The organism is Capilliphycus salinus ALCB114379, assembly GCF_047276495.1.
In the GTDB taxonomy this organism is placed as follows: Bacteria; Cyanobacteriota; Cyanobacteriia; order Cyanobacteriales; family Microcoleaceae; genus Capilliphycus; species Capilliphycus salinus.
In genome coordinates, this window is the sequence record NZ_CP178543.1 from 2,929,072 (window position 1) to 2,946,905 (window position 17,834).

Here is a 17,834-nt window from a genome sequence, read left to right on the forward strand (position 1 = left end):
TTTGCAGCCCAGATGGAGACGAGTCAGATTAAAATCAAACTCATCAAGCTGAAGAATCAAGAATTAAAGTTTAATACCATCCTTCTTAAACTTTTGGAACGGTTCAAGTATTACATCGGCGATCCGACGCTGACGTATGATAATATCTGCCGTTGCAGTTTGTCCCGGTTTAAATGCTACTTCTTCTTGGTTCTCTAGCACATAATTCTGTTCTAACTCAATTTCAAGCTGATAAACCGGAGGTTGATTGGGTTCAATTTTGGTATCGGGAGAAATCGAGGAAACAGTTCCTTCGATGATGCCATAATCTTGATAAGGATAAGCATCAAACTTCACATTCACCGACATTCCAACCTTGATAAAACCCGCGTCTTTACTGGGCATACTAGCCGATAAAACCAATGGGGTATTTTCCGGCAAAATTTCAGCAATATTTTGTCCGGGTTGCACCACTTCTCCTGTGTTACTCACATTCAACGTGGAAATATAACCATCAACCGGAGCAAAAATAAATCGCTCCTCTCGCTGCATTTTTGCCGCTATCAAAAGACTTTGAGTTTCTTTAAAGGCGGCTTGAAGCCGGATAATTTCCAACTCAATTTGCTGGATTTTCTGATCGGCTTCTATCTCAACTGCTTCGGTTTCCGATTGTTTTTGTTCGAGTTCAACATAGAGGCGATTGACTTCGGCTTGCAGTTGTTGCAATTCTCCTTCATTTTGGGCGATCATCTGCTGACGATCGCGCAACATTTGCTCGGCTTGAAACACCTGTTCTTTGGTGCTATTTTTCTCGGATAATTGAGCGTGAACAATCGCCCGTTCGCGATCGCGTAAAGATTGTTCGGCTTGAAACAATAACTCCTGAGAAATTGCCCCTTCTTCCACCAACGGTTTAAGACGTTCAACCCGTTCTACCGATGCGGCTTTATCTGCATAAAGTTTTTCTAAAAGTTCATCAGCTTGCGTCGGTAAGGGTTCTATATTCTCCAGTCTAGCTTGGGCGCTTTCTGCTTGTAATTTTAGCTGGTTCAGTATCCGTTCACTTCCGCGAATTTGGGTTTTAACCCGTTCTATTTCCGCTTCGTGGGTTTGAATTTGAGCCTGAGCAATAGCAGTGCGACTTTGCTTTTCCAGGCGGGTTCTTTCTAAGAGTCCCTGTTTTTGAGTTTGTTCAATTTGCAAGGAATTAAGTTGCTGTTGGAGCCGTTCAATTTCTGCTACAGCCATTTGACTATCCAATTCCGCAATCACCTGACCGGTTTTGACAGCATCCCCCTCTTTTACCGCTAAAGTGGCAATTTTCCCCATTTCTACGGGATGAACTTTGAAAACATTTCCTTGGGGAATTAACTCGCCTTGTGCATAACCGATTTCTTCGACCGTTCCGAAATGCGCCCAGGTTGCAAATGCCATAAAAAATACCGCGCCCCCCGTAAAGACTCGCATCGGAAATGAGGCGGGCGGTTGATCTAATACCGACTGTAAAGCGGTTGACCAACTTCCCGAGTCGGAGACTGTTTTTTCGGTATCTTTATCTTTGGGGGTGAAGGAATAACCGCTATTGGAAACGGGCGGGGTTAAAGGAAGAGAACCCGTTACTCCACCTCGAATGGAGTGGGCTTCTTCGATTTCTTCTTGCGAGAAGTTCAAATCATATATATAGTCCTGCTTGTTCCCATTCTGGGAATCAGATTCAGCAGTTTGTTTGCTTCGGAAGCGAGGTAGAATGTTGAAGCTCATCGCTTTAAGTATTGTGACAACGTTGGGTTTAGAGTCGGGTCAATTTGGACAGAGCGATCACCCACAAAGGGGTGATTAATCTTTAGATTAAACTCGCCCACGCTAGAGGCATATTAAACCCTAATCCCATTAAAAACAAGGGCGGTTTTTGAGTGATTGTTGTTTGGTGAGTATGCCTCAATTAAGCTGTGAATCGTGAGGGTAGGCAGGCTCAAACTCATATCTGTTCAGATCCTATCTTTATTTTTGACTAAATTCTGCCAATTTGGCATTTTTTACATTTTTTTTTGCAAATCTTAAGTTCAGGTTTTGTAAACTCAATCTTTACTCTAAATTGTTAGATTTTGTTAGATTTTGTTTGATTTTGTTTTTCAATTTTAACCGGATACCCCGATCAAATTGAGACCGAAAGCTTAAAATTTAACAAAAATTTTAGATTTCCAAAAATTAATTCAAAAGTCTTTTGTTAGTTCTTTGAAAAGTCAAGCAAAAACTTGGGGGTTTGACCGTCAAAAAGATTGAGGAGGAAGGATATCCGATACCGATTAGCATTCAAAGTTTGAACGTAACCGAGTATCAGATATCTCGATCCGAATTTTGATGTAATCAAATCGTTAACGAAGATTAAAGATTCAGTTGTTGTTGGGCCAAGTGATAGTAAAGCCCTTGAGTCTCCATCAATTGCTGGTGATTTCCCTTTTCGACCAACACGCCGTGATCAAGTACCAAAATTTGATCGGCATTGCGAACGGTAGAAAGACGATGAGCAATAATAATCGTCGTGCGATCGCGACTCATCTGTTCTAAATTCCGTTGAAAGCGTCGTTCGCTTTCGGTATCCAAAGAACTGGTTGCTTCATCGAGGACCAAAATTCGAGGATCTCCCAACATAGCGCGAGCGATCGCCACCCGTTGACGCTGACCTCCGGACAAACTCGAACCCCGTTCTCCCACTTTAGTGTTATATCCGAGTGGTAGACTTTGGATAAAGCTATGAGCTTCTGCTAACTTGGCGACTTCAATCACCTCTTCCAACGTATAATCGGGTCGATAAATAGTAATATTTTCCAAAATCGTTCCCGAAAACAGATAACACTCCTGCGGCACAACGCCCATCTGAGTTCTGAGAGACTGGACCGAAACATGACGAACATCATGTCCATCGATCCAGATGCGACCGCTGCGGGGATGATACAAAGCTTGTAATAACTTCACCAAGGTACTTTTACCCGAACCGCTGCGGCCAACAACCGCAATCGTTTCTCCCGGTTGAATTTCAAAAGAAAGATTTTCTAAAGTGTTGTTCTCATCCTCACTATAGCGAAACGTCACCTGATCGAACTTAATATGACCTTGCAGGGGAGGCAAAACCAATAAAGGTTTTTGGGGAGTTTCCTCGGGTTCGGTATCAAACACATCATTGAGACGTTCAACCGAAATCAACACTTCTTGCAATTCATCCCACAAACCGGCCAAGGCAAGGATCGGTGCAATCACACGACCCTGCATCATATTAAACGCCATAAATTGACCAATGGTTAATTGATCTTGAATCACCAACATCGCCCCAAACCAGAGTACCGCCGTCCCACCAATCGAGTTAATTAACCCGCTGACAACCCCCAAATTGATCGTGAATTTTTGGGCTTTGAATCTGATATTAAGCTGGTCGGTGAGGCGTTCTTCCCAGCGCCAGCGCAACTCCTGTTCGGCTCCCACCGATTTGACCGTCGAAACCCCGGTAATCATCTCCACCAGGGCCGAACTTTGATCGGCCGACGCATTAAACACTTGGCGAGAGATTTTGCGGAGAAAAGGAGTTGCACCCAAAGTTAACAGGATAATCGGCGGTGCCAAACCCAAAATCAACAGGGTAAGTTGCCAGTTGTAGTACAGCATCAATCCCAAATAGACAAACCCGGTGACAAAATTTAGCCAAGCCAGCAGAATTTGACCAATTAGAAATCGCTGAATTTTTTGGTTTTCCTGAACCCGGGTAATAATGTCGCCGACTCGTCGGGACTCAAAAAATTTCAGGGGGAGTTTGAGGGTGTGTTGGATAAAACCGCTAATCATGGTTAAATCCAGGCGGTTGGACAGATAAGCTAACAAATACTGTCGAATTGAAGATAATCCCAAACCCCAAATCCCAAACAGCAAAGCACCCAAGCAAAAGACGTGTAAGCTGGTGAGGCTTTTGTTGACCAGGACTCGATCAAGAATAATTTGGGTAATCAGAGGCGAAACCAGACCAAAAGCTTGGATCAAAATCGAAACTAAAATGATTTGCAGTCCCAGACTTTTGTACGGCGATAACACCCCGATAAATCGACCCAAAGAACGTTTTTCGTTCTCGACCTGTTCTAGTCGTTCTGTGGGGTCAACCAACAAAGCATAACCGGTCCATCCGTCGAGAAATTCTTGACGAGATAACTGTCGTTTTCCAACGGCGGGGTCAGCAATTAAGACTTTGCGGCGTTTGACCCAACAGACGACAACGTAGTGATCGCCCTGCCAGTGGGCTATCCAGGGATTTTTTTGGTTTTCTAGCCGGCTCAAACTGGCCCGTACAGGTCGGGCTTGAAATCCCAAATCTTCGGCGGCCCGGGCCAATCCTTTGAGCGACGCACCGGAACGTCCCACCCCGGCCAGGTTTCGCAGGCGGTTCAAACCCCAAGTTTTGCCGTAGTATTGTCCGATGGTCGCCAAACAAGCGGCGCCGCAGTCGGAGGAACTTTGCTGTTCGACGCAGGGATAACGCTGCCAAAATGCCCGCCCCCGTCGGCGTTTTCGTGGCTTGGGAAGATCGATGACGACATCGCTACTCGGTGAAGGAACAGCCCTGAGGGGGGGTGATGGTTTTTTAGGGGTGGATGCAACGGAGATGGAGCCACCCGAGACGGCTTTCGGGCTTTTTGTTGGGGTTTCGGAGAGGGTGTGCCAATGTTCGGTGGAGAGGTGATAGACCAACAGCGGCGTTTGGGACACCCAAGCGGGCGGCGTGGCATCCGGATAACCCCAACTTTGTCCCCGTTGCGGTATTGATTCAGTGCCGTCTATTTCACCCTGGTACAGCCAGTAACGCCCATTTGATGCGGGTGTTGCGGTTTGCAGTTGGGTTTGGGCTGGAATTTGACGTGGGTTGAGGTGGGGTAGGAGTTCTCGCAGTTGAGAACTGGTTAATTTTCGCAGTTCGGTTTGGGTTTTGAAGAAGATTAGACGTTGGCGTTCGTGGGTTTGGGTTTGTAGTTCCTGCCGCCATTGCGGAAACCTCTCCAGCCAGGGTTTTAGCTTCTCTCGGGTCAGGCGGGCGACGGTGACGGAACTGGCCGCGATTGCTTGATAGGGTAGGGGTTCGTGAGCGTAGAGCGTGGCATCGCCTCCAAACTGTTCTCCGGCTTCTAGGCGGGAAACGGAAACTTCTCGGTCTTTGCTGGGGTCTCTGGCTAATAGTCTGACGTGACCTTCACATATTAGATAAATGGCATCATCCTGTTCGCCCTGAACAGAATTTACAGACGAATTGAGTTGATAATCGTCTAAATCTGGAAATCGATTGTTCGCTACGATCGCAATCTCATCTCCTAGCTCATAGGTATAAACTTCTGAGTCCTGACTGAGATTAACAGCCAGACTGCTATCAACTTGAAGAAAAGTTAAGAGTTTCTCAAAAGCTGGAATACTCTCGGATGCACCCTTTCTTCGGCTTGGGTTGTCTGTCGGATGCCGAAACTGATAATTTGAGTTGCTCATTGATATTCAGGGAGTTTAACTCCGAATAGAACTTGGGCTATTCCTGTTTCTGAAAAATTTGGCTAGAAATTCGTTTGGCGATTGACCTAACAAAAAAAATTTTTATGACGTTAGGAATTGACGCTGACCGACTTTCTGAACCTAGAAAATCAAGATTTCAGTCCTCGATTTTTTGGGTGAGGGAATTTTCCCGGCTGAATGCTTCATACCGCCTAGATGATTGAGAATTTTAGGCCCTTTTTTCAAAGCGAAAAAGCCAGTTGAAAAATCTTAATTTTGTCTAAAGTCATCAGCTTGTCTCCTCCTTTTCTAAAAGCCTGATTTCAATACCTATCTTTGGATATTAAGCCGCTAAAGTAAACACCACATAGGACTTGGGTCTGGTGTCTGTGCTGGTTTTGTTGAGGATTTTATGAATTTGAAATTCAAACAATAGTGACTGAGTTATATTTCCTCAATTTTGTTTTTGGCCTGGATTTAGACCTCAGAGCAATCCGGCGATCATCGCTCATTACCCACAGCTTAACACTGAGAGTAAATTACTCTAACAGACCTGCTCTCAATTAACCTGCCTTAACTCTTAATGGCCCGAGATGATCTCAGGTTTCACTTTAATTTCACAGCTATATAGAAGATTGCCATATGTTTTATCAAATGTCGAGGATCTGAATCTAGCTTTACAAAATCTTTAAAAATGCTCTGAAGTCGTTCTAAAATTGGATAGAAGATAGATGATTCTGGGCGGATCGACTTTACAGTCTCTTTAAACTCCCAATCTCTCACCCGAGGGATACATGGTATCTATGCCCCTGACTTGACCTATCCCCTCACGTTTCAAAAATTCACAAACGGGGGTACAAATTGGACTAAAGTTGATCGGGGTAAGGCTATACCATAATCAATATCACTCCCGCATCTACCTAAGGGTAAAAATATCCCAACAAACGCTCGGAAATGATCTGGCGGTACCTTGAGGCTAGTGGGCCGATCGCATTAATTTTCTTTATAAAAGTAGTAAACCGGTCCAATCGAGTTGTGACAATCGTATAAGAAACCGTTGCTGAGTAGGCTTAAAAATACCCTAGAGAAACCTTCGTTTCCAATCACTTGGGGGTGAATTTCAATTAAAATTTTTCTAATGTTATTCAAGTTAATTTTCGGGATAAGATTGGCTTCCCCGCCTTCGATATCGATGATTAGGAAGTTGGCGTTTTGACTCTCAATGGCTTGATTGATATTTTGGGTTTTCACTTGGATGGCGGCCGATTCTATTGGGGGTTGGATTGTTGAAGATGCCCAAAAGTCTTCAGTTAAAAAGAATTCTACCTCTCCTTCTTCTTCGCCGTCAAGAATTACATTATAAATCGGAAATTCGCAGTCGTTGAGTTGCTGATTTTTACGAATGATTTCAATCAGGTTAGGATTGGCTTCATAGGATGATATTTGCAGTTGAGGAAATTGTTTTTTAGCGTAAATACTGAGAAATCCAATCCCGCCACCGAGTTCGATAATCTTGTCGGTGGGTTCAATAATTTTCTTGAGAATTTTGATTTCTTCGGTTTCGTATCCGCCCAGCCGAATCACATTTTGAAGATATTCGCTGATGGCGTCGCTGTTAATAAATAGATGAATCCCTTCCAATTCAACAATATCGGTTTTATCCTGTTCTAATAGTCGTTTGATCCATTCGGGGGGATTGGGATCGCAGGAGACGGATATTCGGTAATTCTTTAAGGAATTTTCTCGATCCCCTTTTTGGCTAAAAGCATAACCTAAGGCAATATAGCCACCCGGTTGATCGGGATATAGACTAATCGCTTGTTCCAGAATTTCTATTCCCCGATCAATCTCTCCTTGCTGAATAAATAACTCACCAAACTGACTGTAAAACCATAGGGGTTGCTCGGGATTATCTTCTATGATTGCCTGGTAGAGATGAATAATTTTGTTCGGGTTCGTTTCGTATTGAGCAATTTGAGTGGATTCAGGTTTGGAACTCATACAATCAATTTTAGTTGAAATGGGCGATTAACTTAAGCCGAGCAACCTGATGTCTAGTGATGTGATAGTCAATTTTTTTAATTATAGATCGAAATTCTAAAAAAGGAATTATATTTTTGTTAGAATAGCTAAAGAAACAAATAACTACAGACGTAGTTGTGATAATTCCGGAGAAATTGAGTGTTGCTAATCTCAGAAAGTCAAGGAGAATGTTCTATAGAGTCGGGCCAAAACTTCCCCAAACTCAATCTTAGTTCTGCTTTAAACTGTGACTATGGAATTCATCGCTCGGGATGGTCTTATGTCATCAACAGTTTGAAACCGTTACATCATCCGTCGGGAATCTTTGTCGATGGGTTTATTGAACGGAAGTTTTGTTGGGGGGATAACCCCGGAGAAGCCCAAAATAATCCCACTCCCTATCAAGAACCTTGGGTTGGGTTTATTCATGTTCCGCCACGAGTTCCCAAGTGGTTTCACTACGAACAGGCGCCCCAAAGTATTTTTAAAACTCAGTTATGGCAAGAAAGTTTACCCTACTGTCAGGGTTTATTTTGTTTGTCAGAATATCACAAATTGTGGTTAGAAAAGCGGTTGGACGTGCCGATTATTAGCTTATTTCATCCGACAGAAATTCCGAGCAACAAATTTGATTTTGAGAACTTTTTAGCCAATTCCGATAAAAAAATAGTTCAAATTGGCTGGTGGTTGAGGAAGTTAAATTCTATTTATTGTTTGCCGACGCAGAAGTTGAGAAAGGCAATTTTAATGAAAAATGAGCCGCATTATCGCTATCTTCTGGAAAAAGAACGGGAAATTTTTAATCTTCAGGTAGATGAAGATGCGGTTGAGTTGATGCCTTTTTTATCCAATGAAGATTACGATAAATTATTGACGGAAAATATTATTTACTTGGATCTTTACGATGCCAGCGCCAACAATGTGATTATTGAATGTATGGCCCGACATACACCCCTGTTAGTGAATCCAATTCCGGCGGTGCGGGAGTATTTGGGAGAGGATTATCCGCTATATTTTAGCAGTCGAGAGGAGGCGCGAGAAAAGGGTGAAAATTGGGGGTTAATTCGGGAGGCGAACGAGTATTTAAAGCAGGATTGGATTCGAGAAAGGTTGATGGTAGATTCTTTCAATAATAATCTCATATCACAACTTTTGCAAGGTAAATATGGCAGCGAAAGATAGGTTTCACGAGGCAGTCAAAACAGCACTTCAAAAGGAAGATTGGATGGTTACGGATGATCGATCCACTTAGACTGGAGACAGGAGGGACTAAGTTTGAGATTGACTGGGGTGCAGAACGGTTCTTGGCAGCACAACGAGGTGAAGAAAAAATCGCAGTTGAAATTAAGACTTTTACCAGTGACTCACCTCTGACAGATTATCATGCTGCTTTAGGTCAATTTCTAAATTATCGGCTAGCATTAGAGATGATTGCTCCAGAAAGAACTCTGTATCTGGCTATCCCGATAATGGTTCAGGAATCGTTCTTTCAAAGGGAGTTTGCTCAGAAGTCACTAGAACGTTATCAGGTGAGTCGTATTATCTATAACCCTATTGATGAGGTAATTATGCAATGGATAAAGTAGAACAGTATAGCCAAATTATTCGCCAGCTTTTGACGGCTTATGTGGCCGTACCCATTGCGAATGGAGAGATTGAATCTTACACTGTATTTGATACTCAGCAACATCATTATCAGGTGATGAATGTGGGTTGGGATGGATACAGACGGGTTTATGGTTGTGTGCTGCATCTAGATATTATTAAAAATAAAGTTTGGGTGCAGCAGAATATGACTGAGATGCGGGTGGCTTATGAATTGGTAGATCGAGGAATTCCTAAAGAAGATATTGTTTTGGGATTTCAGTTTCCCGAGTTGAGGGAATATACTGATTTTGCAGTTGTCTAGTTTGAATAATTTTTTGTAAGTTGGCAATCAATAATTGGTTCCTAAGATTGGGACGGGGAAGTGAAAGACTTAAAATTGATAGATAACTCGCACAACTTGGAGGGTCAATATGTTTAGCCAAGAAACAGTAAACACTAATATTACCGAAGAAAAAAACGTTCCATTGATGACTCTAGACGAGTTTCTGGACTGGTATCCCGATGGTTATTATGGTCGATTTGAACTGCATAACGGAGTAGTTATTCAAGTGCAACCAACTGGAACTCACGAACAAGTCGCCGGCTTTCTTGCATCAAAACTGTCTGTTTACATTGAACGCTTGAATTTGCCGTTTTTTATTCCCCGACAAGGGCTGATTAAAGCCATAGATTCGGACAAATCGGCTTATATTCCCGATGTGATGGTCTTGGATTATAATGCTCTGGAAAACGAGTCATTATGGAAAAAGCGATCGACAATTACCCAAGGTAAAAGTATTAAATTAGCCGTAGAAGTCGTCAGTACGAATTGGCAAGATGATTATTTAATGAAGCTCGGAGAATATGAGAAATTAGGAATCGGTGAATATTGGATAGTCGATTATTTGGGGTTGGGAGGTCGGCGTTATATTGGAAACCCCAAACAACCAACAATTTTGGTTTATCATTTGGTCGAGGGAGAATATACGGTCAATTTATTTAGAGGTGAAGATGTGGTGGGTTCGCCTACTTTCCCCGAACTTAATTTGACGGTACAACAAATCTTTGCAGTTGGTCAGTAATTCTCAAAATGCGTTTGCCTGATTAACCGATAGTAACAAACTGATAATAAAAATAATGAAGAGGACAATAAATGAATTGCCCTCTGTGATGTTTATCTATTTATTGAACTGCTAGATCGAGACCAAACCGAATACTTATGCTTTCAATGATTCCGCTCTTTGATAATATTGAGAAGCTTCCACAGACCGACCCAACTTGGTCATTACATCACCCATCAAGCGATGTAAACCGGAAGCAGTTGGGTTGAGGTTAATGGCTTGCTGATAGCTATTAGCCGCTTCTTCAAGCGATCCTTTGGCTTCAAAGGCTTTACCAACCAGTCGGTGATAACTTGCCTGTTCTGGCTTCATTTGGATGGCTTGACGATAGCTGGCGATCGCCAAGTCATAGTATCCTTGGTTTAAGCGAGCATCGCCGAGTTTTTGATGAACTCCAGCATTAATATCCGGCTTAATTTCAATTGCTTTAGAATAAGCAGCAACAGCTTCGTCATATCTTTGTTGGTCCTGACAAGCATCTCCGAGAGCAACATAAACCGATGCGGGAAAGTCTGACTTGAGTTCTACTGCTTTTTGATAAGCGGCGATCGCATCATTCTTTTGAACGGCTTGATTTTCTGGAGTTCCCAGTTGGAGGAGCATATCTCCAAGCTGTTTGTAGTCGAATGGTTTGAGGAGATCGGGTTCGAGTTCTATTGCTTGCTGATAAGCCGCTACTGCCGCATACAATTTATTTTGCTGTTTCAGCGCTTTACCCATTTGTAAGTATGCTCTGGCAGTATCGGGTTTAAAAGCAATAACTTTCTGATAGCAACTGGCGGCATCGCTCCATTTTTCTTGCTGCTCATAAACGCTCGCCAACTGGTTCAGTGCGGCAAGATTTTGAGGTGCAATCTTGAGAGCTTCGTTGTATTGCTCGATAGCTTCATCAAGTTTACTTTCTCCTTTGAGTTGCTGACCACTGGCAATTTTTTCTTTTACAGCAGTCATCTTTTGTGTTTGCTCCGGCATAATAAAAAAATCTCCTGTTTGACTAATTTAACTTCCACAAAACCCTACAAAAATTATAGCATATCTCTTCCAAAAATAGATAAATAATAATAGTTTACCAGTCATTATTTTCTTCATACCCTAGCTTAACAAGTGCGTCCGGATACATTTTTTTAAACAGCTTTTTATGCTCGGAATTGAAGTGCTTTTTCCAATCTCCGGATACACCTTTGCGAAAATGACTTTTCTTGTCTTCTTCACCTCTTTTTCGCCCTGCTCTCTTTTCAAAACCAAGCTGTTCTACAATTTTCATTGCTCTATCTAGCTGCTCGTCATTAAATCCATACTTTTGAAAAACTTTCGTAAATACTCCCACCTCATCCTTTGCCAAATCTTATAGTCTGATCTCCACTATGTTTGGATTGGAGTAATCCCAATTAACCATATTTTTGATCGCATTAGCCATCCGGTTAATTTCTGCCTTAATTCCTTCATCTTTGGAAAGAGAATTTAGAAGCTCTTGATAGCTTTTATTACCATATTCTTGTTTTTTCTTATGACACCATTCTTCTGAACACCAAAGATGGTAAAAGTAACCCGATATAATCATATCTCGCGGATCGCGGATGATATGAGAACCTACATAGGAAGGTAACTGTGAAAAATTAACTTTACTATGTTGCTGGAAGAAGATATCGGTTTCTGAGTGCAATTCCTGCTGCTTACATTTTTGAAAATTCCAGCCATAGTCCTTTGCTACTCTTCTGAGAATGCCTGAAAAGAATGTTGTAGCAACTTTGTGATAGCTACAGTGAACAATCAATTGGTTAGGCTTGGGGTGGTGACCACTTCTTAAATCGACTTGAAAATCAGCACTTACTTGGTCAATAGACTTTATATCAATATTCTGCCGTTTTTGCTTAAGTCCTGAAGAGTCAATAAAAAATTTTGCATAGTCACCTCTCTTCATCTTAAACAATACTTCATAGCCTTGTTTTACTTGTCTAACGCCGATCAACTGATCAATCCAAGGATAGCGTTCCTTTGTAATATAACCTTGATCGTCTCTTAAGTAAATACGAGAGTTTTCTTCCAGTTCAATATAGTATTTGCTGGAATCATTTAGCACATTTAATTCGGTCATGGTGTTACCTCTCACTGCATTAAATTGAAGCTTTGTATTTTTTTTATTCGTTCTAATTAGACCGTATAAACAGATGGTTTTGGCATTTTATTGCCAGCACAACTCTTCTCCTAACAGTTTTTCCAGATCTTCATTATAGGGTTTAAAAAACCTAGAAAGCTGAAGACGTATCTCATCATTCACAGAATTATAAGAACCAGAATTGTTTTTCGTAGGTTTCAGAATCCTGTGTCTCGGTAAATCTAAAAAATTAAAAACTCTGTTCATAACATCTTCAGTATTTTTTGCCAAATCTTCTAATGTTAAAACTAAAATTTGCTCTTTGGGAAAAATATTCATCCACTGTTTAAGAAAATAAACATACAACCCGGCTGAGACAACCCCTCTACATCCATTAATGTCCTGCTCAACATTTTTCATCTGACTAACTTTCTTGATTCCTAAGCTTACAATTTTATCTATACTTGTGCTTAAGCCACGAGACTTTAAATCAAAAAAGTAATGCGAGATGGCTCGATCCACAGGGTTTCTTAAAATAAAAATCAGTTTGATGTTTGGAAATCCCTTTCGTAATCTCTGAGCAACAGTTGAATCAAAGCCATAGAGAGTGCTGGCTTCACCAGTTAAATAAGTTGAGTTTTCAGGAATTGGAGGAAAATTAGCTCGATACCAGTCTAAGCCCAATCCGTATAAATTTTCATTGTTAAAAAACATGATTTCCTTCTGACTTGCAGGCAAGACGTTCGGATGCTGGGCTATGTAGTCATACAGTGAAGTTGTACCGCACTTCATAAAGCCAGCAATAATGAAGTGTGGCTCCCTTTTGTTGGACTCATCCCAATGATTTTTAACAAAATTTGGTTTCAGTCTCACATTATTTTCATAAGCTATTTGTTTACAGAACTTAATTGCCTCTTCCACTTTTCCGAGGGAACTTAAACCGTTAATAACAATAGATTGTGCCTGCTTATTATTCGCACGTTCCTTAAGAACTTCTAGACCAAATTGACTAATCCTTTCAATCTGATTCGGCAGTATATCTGGATGATCAATTAATCTCTTCAGTCGAACATAAGAAACTCCTACTTTAGGATCAATTTGAACAGCCTTTATGTAGCAGTCAATAGACCAATCTAAATTTCCAGAGCTTCTAAACGCATCTCCTAGCTGAATATATGCCTGATGAGATTCGGGCTGAATTTCTATAGCCTTTTTATAGCTACAAATTGCCTCTTCCCATTTACGTTGCTGGGCTTGGATCTGTCCCTGCTGGTAATACTTTTCAAAAATTTCGTTTACCATAACTACCCCTCTCCTCTAAGTGTTTTGCATCTTTACCTTATTTAATAATTGTGATCTCTCTTAAGTTGATCTCTGTATCTTGTAATTGTACACTTAGGTTTAAGGAAGACTCTTGCCTAAATTTTGTAGCTAGCTTTTCGTTGAGTTCATTTCCTTGCTTTTTGAAGCTTGCGCTATCTATAGAAAACTCATGTTCCACTTCAACGTCACAAAATTTGCAAATCTCTTGACAGATTTGATTGGGATTCACCAATATGTCTTCATAGTAAACCTGCAAATAGTCTATCTGATTAATTGCAAAAAAGTCCAGCAGTTTTAAATTTTGCTGCGTCAGGTATTCCATAAAGTGATTAATTTTATCTCGGTCATACTGGACGTCATCCCGACGACTTTTATTCTCTTTTTCTTGGTTCTGTTTCTCGTTCATAGAAGTCCATTCATTGGTTACTCTTGCAATGTACATCGAGACAGCCTGCGCCACTAAATCTCGACGCACTAACCAAATAAACTTACTTGTTTGTAAAAGTTCCTTAACTGCTTCTAACCTTAAAAAAGGTTCTAATTGATCGAACAAAGCCTTCATCCCAAAAACATTATTCTTTGAGGAAAGGCTGTTGACAATATGATCTAAGTAAGTCGTCATGGAAACCTGAGAATTCTGCTCAAATAAACCATTCTTCTCACAATAGGGACGTAGCATTGAGTCTACATTCAAAACTTCTTTCGGATTCCCCATCATCTTTGAGGAAGCCAACAAGTCACAAAGTAGATTGCTCCCCGAACGTGCAGTTGTGCAGATGACGTAAGTTTTCTTGTCCATTTCAGTGTTAACGACTAAACTAATTGTTGATTAATTTCAAATTTTATTGGCAGCTATGAAACAGTTTCTTCGAGCTTTCTCTTAATCTGACTGATTTCTCGCCAAATCCTCGACCACCCCGCATCATTTGCATAAGCCAACTCCGCATTCTGACGGTTTTTTTCCTGCATTTGTGCGAGATACTCCGGTTCGGTTGCCAACCGTCCCAACACCCTCACCAACTCCATTCCCGATGCTGGCTTTAGGTCATCTTCTTGAGGTAAAAGAGAAGCTTTTTGTTGGGGAACAATTCGCGGAATTCCGACTCGCAGTAGGGTTTCTCGATAAATGGCAAACGCCAGATGTTCACAACTCAAATCAACCACAAACCAAGGGGTTCGATCCCAAGCGATGAAACTCTCATACAAATCAGAAACCGAGGCAATTGAGCGAACAAATTGACTATTTTGTTGCCAGGATGCTGAGGCACCATTCGTCTCGTTAAGCGGTTCATCGGACGCCAGAAACACCATTGGTTTTAAACTTTCTGGAAACAGTTTACCGCATAAACTCCAAACCATTTCCGCTAATTCCAAGGATTGAGGAAGCGCCAGAATCATCACCCGTTTATCGTAATCCGGTGTTTTCGGCCAGCGTTCTTTCTCCTCCCAAGGCTGCTGTTTCCAATAAGGAACAACTGCAATTTTAGCATCCGGTATCCAAGATGGCTCGAAATTTGCGGCAGATAAACCACAATTAACGACGGTTAAATTCTTGGAATCTTTCAGGCATTTGATGCGCTGCCAATCTTCCCCGACTGGAGAATAACTCCGCAGTACATCAGTTAACCCGTATATGGGAATATCCTGCATCGAGTCGGGAATTCCGCCCTGAAATTCGGTGGGAATTTCCATCAGCCACAACGCGAGAATTTGTCGCTGAGTACAGAGTTCTTCCAAACTCCAAACCGCACAAGAAATCCCCAGAGATGAACCGTAATCGAGAGATTTATTCTCTTTTAACCCAGATGCTTCTGCTGCCTTCGGAGATAATATCACCCGTCCTTCTCGATCGTACCAGTGCAGTCGCCTTGCTTTTTTTTGATTTAAAGGAGTATCGACATAGTAGATCAGAGGGGCGAGATGTTTGAGATGGTTAATCGTTTGCAGGGTATGGTGATATTCCGGTGAATGTTCCGCGAAGAACCGCTCATTAATAATGATAACAATAAACCCGACATTTTGCAAGATGTAATCCGTCGTTAAATTGATAGCATTCTCCACCTGATTTTTCATCCGAATATAGGCGGTTTGAGTCGCTTCGGCCAAGAGTGAAAGCTTGCTGCGATCGAAAGCCAAATCTAAGCAGCGTTCGCCAATTTCTACTAAGCTATCACAGGTATGACAGGGATGAGTGGAAGGAATTCCTTCAAAGGCGTGACGGTGAGCAATAATGGGTAAAGCGGTTCCCAAAGCTTCCACGGCTTTAATTTTTAATCCCGTACTAAAACTCATGGGAACAATCACCACATCCACCGCTTGATAAAACTCATCAACGGTTTCTACCCGCCCCATTAGTTCAATTCCGGACAGGTTTTCTAAGTCTCGTAAATTCTCACACAGACTTCCGGCAAATTTGATTTTAATCGGCGCTAAGGATTTCAAAAATAGGGGCCGAACTTGTTCAATAAAAGCCCGGGCATTCATGGTATTAATACTGTTTCCCACCCCAATCATACCAATCACCAAGTAGTCTTTATCCTGTTCGGTTTGGACTCTCTCAATGGGCTTTTGGGGTTCAATGTGGGGCATTGTACAAACCGGAGTTTCTGCCAATTTTCGGAAAAAGATCGCTTCTTCTTCTTTAATTGCCCACACTAAATTTGCCCGCTTTAATGCAATGGCTTCTTGGTCTTCGGTGGTGTAGAAAAACTCGGGACGGATGCCTTGACTTTCTAATAATTGTCTGCGTCCGGTGAATTGATCGTGTGTGTCGAGGATGCGACAAACATAAACCGGAGCAAATTCAAAAGCTTTACTTAAGTAAGTATAGTTAACAATAAAGGCATCATAATAATTGTGTTGAAAGAGCCATTTCAAATAATCTTCTAGCCCCTGATCCCACCATTCATCGATGAGATGATCTTCCCCAATTGCGGGGGCTTGTACGGGGCGAGTTGTGGGTACGGTGTGAAACGAATCCCACTGATTCGCCATTTTCTTGTACCATTGACTGGGGATATGAGCGACAATATCTTGAGGATAATGTAGAAAATGAATTCTCGCGCCCCGATTCCGCAATTGTTGACAAACTGAATAGATTCGTTTGCGATTTCCTTGGTTTAAAGGATAAGTTGGTGTCGGGGAAAGAACGAGGATATCTGTTTCTTTCAGGCTTGAATTTGAATTGAGATCAATCATGGTTATTTTCCCGGTTGGCTCTATTTCTCAACACCATTAAACCCAGCTAAAAGCATTGTTGTGAAGGTAGACAGTACCCACAGTTGCTCTCGAAATTGTTTCGGATCGTCGGTGTCGTAAAACAGCCCTCGAATGGTTCGTTCTTTTGGGGGTAATCCAAAGAAATATTCCAGGAGAAAGTTCCATCCAGACCGCGCCATTTCAATGGCTTTTTCCGAGTCCATTTGATAGTCTGAAACGGCTTGCCAAGCTACCCGTTTGCGAAACCAAGCGTGATTTAATCGCTTTTTTTCTACTAAGTGGTCTACCTGAGCTTCCGGAGCATAAATGGTTAGTTTTCCTTTGCTTTTGATTTGGTCGAGAAGATGTATTTCTTCATTACTCATCAGTGATGTTCCTCCTCCGATGCGCCCTAAAGAAACATCAAAACCGCCATTGTCTAAAATGTCTTGAGTTCGGAAAGAAATATTTGCCCCCGCAAACCATTCATCGGGTTTGGCAACTCGCATTTCTCCCCCCCAGTTTACCACCGAAACGTAACTGAGTAAAGTATCATCTAACCAACTGGGACGTTCAATTTCCCACATGGGATCGACTCTCCCCCCCAAAACAGCCGCATCGGTGCCAAATTGATCGAAACCTTGCACGATTTTTTCTAACCACTCGGGACAGGCGATCGCATCATCATCGAGATAGGCAATGAATTCGGTTTCGCAGAGTTTGGCCGCCACATTCCGAGCGTTGGACAACCCCGGAATTCTTTCAATATGGTAAATCAAAAAGGGCGGATCGTGATATTCTTGCTGTACTTTTTTGGCTTTTTCATAATCGGGAGAGTTGTCAATAATCAAAATCTTGTACTGATCTTTGGAAAGGGTTTGATTTCGGACACTCTCAATCGCCTTCGCCAGAACGTTATAGCGATTATATGTACAAATTGTTGCGGCAATTCTTTGCATAAAATCTCAAAATTGTTTGGTTTTTGTGAAGCTGAA

At 41.8% G+C, this 17,834-nt stretch carries 15 protein-coding genes; 5 read left to right on the top strand and 10 right to left on the bottom strand.

Annotated features, from left to right (window positions below):
• Positions 1-63: 63 nt before the first annotated feature.
• From ACL6C3_RS12130 to ACL6C3_RS12140, 3 genes are all read right to left on the bottom strand, one after another.
• Positions 64-1,740, bottom strand: a complete 1,677-nt coding sequence (locus tag ACL6C3_RS12130; protein ID WP_413167420.1) for an HlyD family efflux transporter periplasmic adaptor subunit — start codon at positions 1,738-1,740, stop codon at positions 64-66.
• Between the two features lie 624 nt (positions 1,741-2,364).
• A complete protein-coding gene (locus ACL6C3_RS12135) occupies positions 2,365-5,493 on the bottom strand; it encodes an ABC transporter transmembrane domain-containing protein (protein ID WP_413167421.1) in 3,129 nt (1,042 codons plus the stop codon).
• 993 nt (positions 5,494-6,486) lie between these two features.
• Positions 6,487-7,494, bottom strand: a complete 1,008-nt coding sequence (locus tag ACL6C3_RS12140; RefSeq protein WP_413167422.1) for an FkbM family methyltransferase — start codon at positions 7,492-7,494, stop codon at positions 6,487-6,489.
• A 180-nt stretch (positions 7,495-7,674) separates the two neighbouring features.
• Between ACL6C3_RS12140 and ACL6C3_RS12145 the strand changes: the two genes are divergently transcribed.
• The 5 genes from ACL6C3_RS12145 (at position 7,675) to ACL6C3_RS12165 (ending at position 10,184) form a co-directional block, all read left to right on the top strand.
• Positions 7,675-8,697: a hypothetical protein gene (locus tag ACL6C3_RS12145; RefSeq protein ID WP_413167423.1), complete on the top strand. Its 1,023-nt coding sequence runs from the start codon at positions 7,675-7,677 to the stop codon at positions 8,695-8,697.
• Complete coding sequence (locus ACL6C3_RS12150) at positions 8,681-8,767, top strand: element excision factor XisH family protein (RefSeq protein ID WP_413168309.1); 87 nt, start codon at positions 8,681-8,683, stop codon at positions 8,765-8,767. The genes ACL6C3_RS12145 and ACL6C3_RS12150 overlap by 17 nt, the downstream gene beginning before the upstream one ends.
• Positions 8,751-9,101: an element excision factor XisH family protein gene (locus ACL6C3_RS12155; protein ID WP_413167424.1), complete on the top strand. Its 351-nt coding sequence runs from the start codon at positions 8,751-8,753 to the stop codon at positions 9,099-9,101. The genes ACL6C3_RS12150 and ACL6C3_RS12155 overlap by 17 nt, the downstream gene beginning before the upstream one ends.
• On the top strand, positions 9,089-9,424 hold the full coding sequence (locus ACL6C3_RS12160; RefSeq protein ID WP_413167425.1) for a XisI protein: 336 nt from the start codon (positions 9,089-9,091) through the stop codon (positions 9,422-9,424). The genes ACL6C3_RS12155 and ACL6C3_RS12160 overlap by 13 nt, the downstream gene beginning before the upstream one ends.
• Positions 9,425-9,533: 109 nt before the next feature.
• Positions 9,534-10,184 (top strand): Uma2 family endonuclease, encoded by a 651-nt coding sequence (locus ACL6C3_RS12165; RefSeq protein WP_413167426.1) that lies wholly within the window; start codon positions 9,534-9,536, stop codon positions 10,182-10,184.
• Positions 10,185-10,319: 135 nt separating this feature from the next.
• Here ACL6C3_RS12165 and ACL6C3_RS12170 read toward each other — a convergent pair whose 3' ends face one another.
• The 7 genes from ACL6C3_RS12170 to ACL6C3_RS12200 all read right to left on the bottom strand — a co-directional run bounded on the left by ACL6C3_RS12170 (position 10,320) and on the right by ACL6C3_RS12200 (position 17,798).
• Positions 10,320-11,195, bottom strand: coding sequence for a tetratricopeptide repeat protein (locus ACL6C3_RS12170; RefSeq protein WP_413167427.1), 876 nt, complete (start codon positions 11,193-11,195; stop codon positions 10,320-10,322).
• A 94-nt stretch (positions 11,196-11,289) separates the two neighbouring features.
• Positions 11,290-11,565, bottom strand: coding sequence for a sulfotransferase domain-containing protein (locus ACL6C3_RS12175; RefSeq protein ID WP_413167428.1), 276 nt, complete (start codon positions 11,563-11,565; stop codon positions 11,290-11,292).
• 3 nt (positions 11,566-11,568) lie between these two features.
• The gene (locus ACL6C3_RS12180; RefSeq protein ID WP_413167429.1) at positions 11,569-12,318 is read right to left on the bottom strand and encodes a sulfotransferase family 2 domain-containing protein; all 750 of its coding nucleotides are present in this window, start codon (positions 12,316-12,318) and stop codon (positions 11,569-11,571) included.
• An 87-nt stretch (positions 12,319-12,405) separates the two neighbouring features.
• Positions 12,406-13,620, bottom strand: coding sequence for a sulfotransferase domain-containing protein (locus ACL6C3_RS12185; RefSeq protein ID WP_413167430.1), 1,215 nt, complete (start codon positions 13,618-13,620; stop codon positions 12,406-12,408).
• 37 nt (positions 13,621-13,657) lie between these two features.
• Positions 13,658-14,440, bottom strand: coding sequence for a Stf0 family sulfotransferase (locus ACL6C3_RS12190; protein ID WP_413167431.1), 783 nt, complete (start codon positions 14,438-14,440; stop codon positions 13,658-13,660).
• A gap of 53 nt (positions 14,441-14,493) precedes the next feature.
• Positions 14,494-16,839 (bottom strand): glycosyltransferase, encoded by a 2,346-nt coding sequence (locus tag ACL6C3_RS12195; RefSeq protein WP_413167432.1) that lies wholly within the window; start codon positions 16,837-16,839, stop codon positions 14,494-14,496.
• Between the two features lie 20 nt (positions 16,840-16,859).
• On the bottom strand, positions 16,860-17,798 hold the full coding sequence (locus ACL6C3_RS12200; protein WP_413167433.1) for a glycosyltransferase: 939 nt from the start codon (positions 17,796-17,798) through the stop codon (positions 16,860-16,862).
• Positions 17,799-17,834 lie beyond the last annotated feature (36 nt).

Coding starts and splice junctions, on each gene's coding strand:
- ACL6C3_RS12130 (WP_413167420.1), bottom strand. CDS start 1,740: ATGAGCTTCAACATTCTACCTCGCTTCCGAAGCAAACAAACTGCTGAA.
- ACL6C3_RS12135 (WP_413167421.1), bottom strand. CDS start 5,493: ATGAGCAACTCAAATTATCAGTTTCGGCATCCGACAGACAACCCAAGC.
- ACL6C3_RS12140 (WP_413167422.1), bottom strand. CDS start 7,494: ATGAGTTCCAAACCTGAATCCACTCAAATTGCTCAATACGAAACGAAC.
- ACL6C3_RS12150 (WP_413168309.1), top strand. CDS start 8,681: ATGGCAGCGAAAGATAGGTTTCACGAGGCAGTCAAAACAGCACTTCAA.
- ACL6C3_RS12155 (WP_413167424.1), top strand. CDS start 8,751: ATGATCGATCCACTTAGACTGGAGACAGGAGGGACTAAGTTTGAGATT.
- ACL6C3_RS12160 (WP_413167425.1), top strand. CDS start 9,089: ATGGATAAAGTAGAACAGTATAGCCAAATTATTCGCCAGCTTTTGACG.
- ACL6C3_RS12165 (WP_413167426.1), top strand. CDS start 9,534: ATGTTTAGCCAAGAAACAGTAAACACTAATATTACCGAAGAAAAAAAC.
- ACL6C3_RS12170 (WP_413167427.1), bottom strand. CDS start 11,195: ATGCCGGAGCAAACACAAAAGATGACTGCTGTAAAAGAAAAAATTGCC.
- ACL6C3_RS12180 (WP_413167429.1), bottom strand. CDS start 12,318: ATGACCGAATTAAATGTGCTAAATGATTCCAGCAAATACTATATTGAA.
- ACL6C3_RS12185 (WP_413167430.1), bottom strand. CDS start 13,620: ATGGTAAACGAAATTTTTGAAAAGTATTACCAGCAGGGACAGATCCAA.
- ACL6C3_RS12190 (WP_413167431.1), bottom strand. CDS start 14,440: ATGGACAAGAAAACTTACGTCATCTGCACAACTGCACGTTCGGGGAGC.
- ACL6C3_RS12195 (WP_413167432.1), bottom strand. CDS start 16,839: ATGATTGATCTCAATTCAAATTCAAGCCTGAAAGAAACAGATATCCTC.
- ACL6C3_RS12200 (WP_413167433.1), bottom strand. CDS start 17,798: ATGCAAAGAATTGCCGCAACAATTTGTACATATAATCGCTATAACGTT.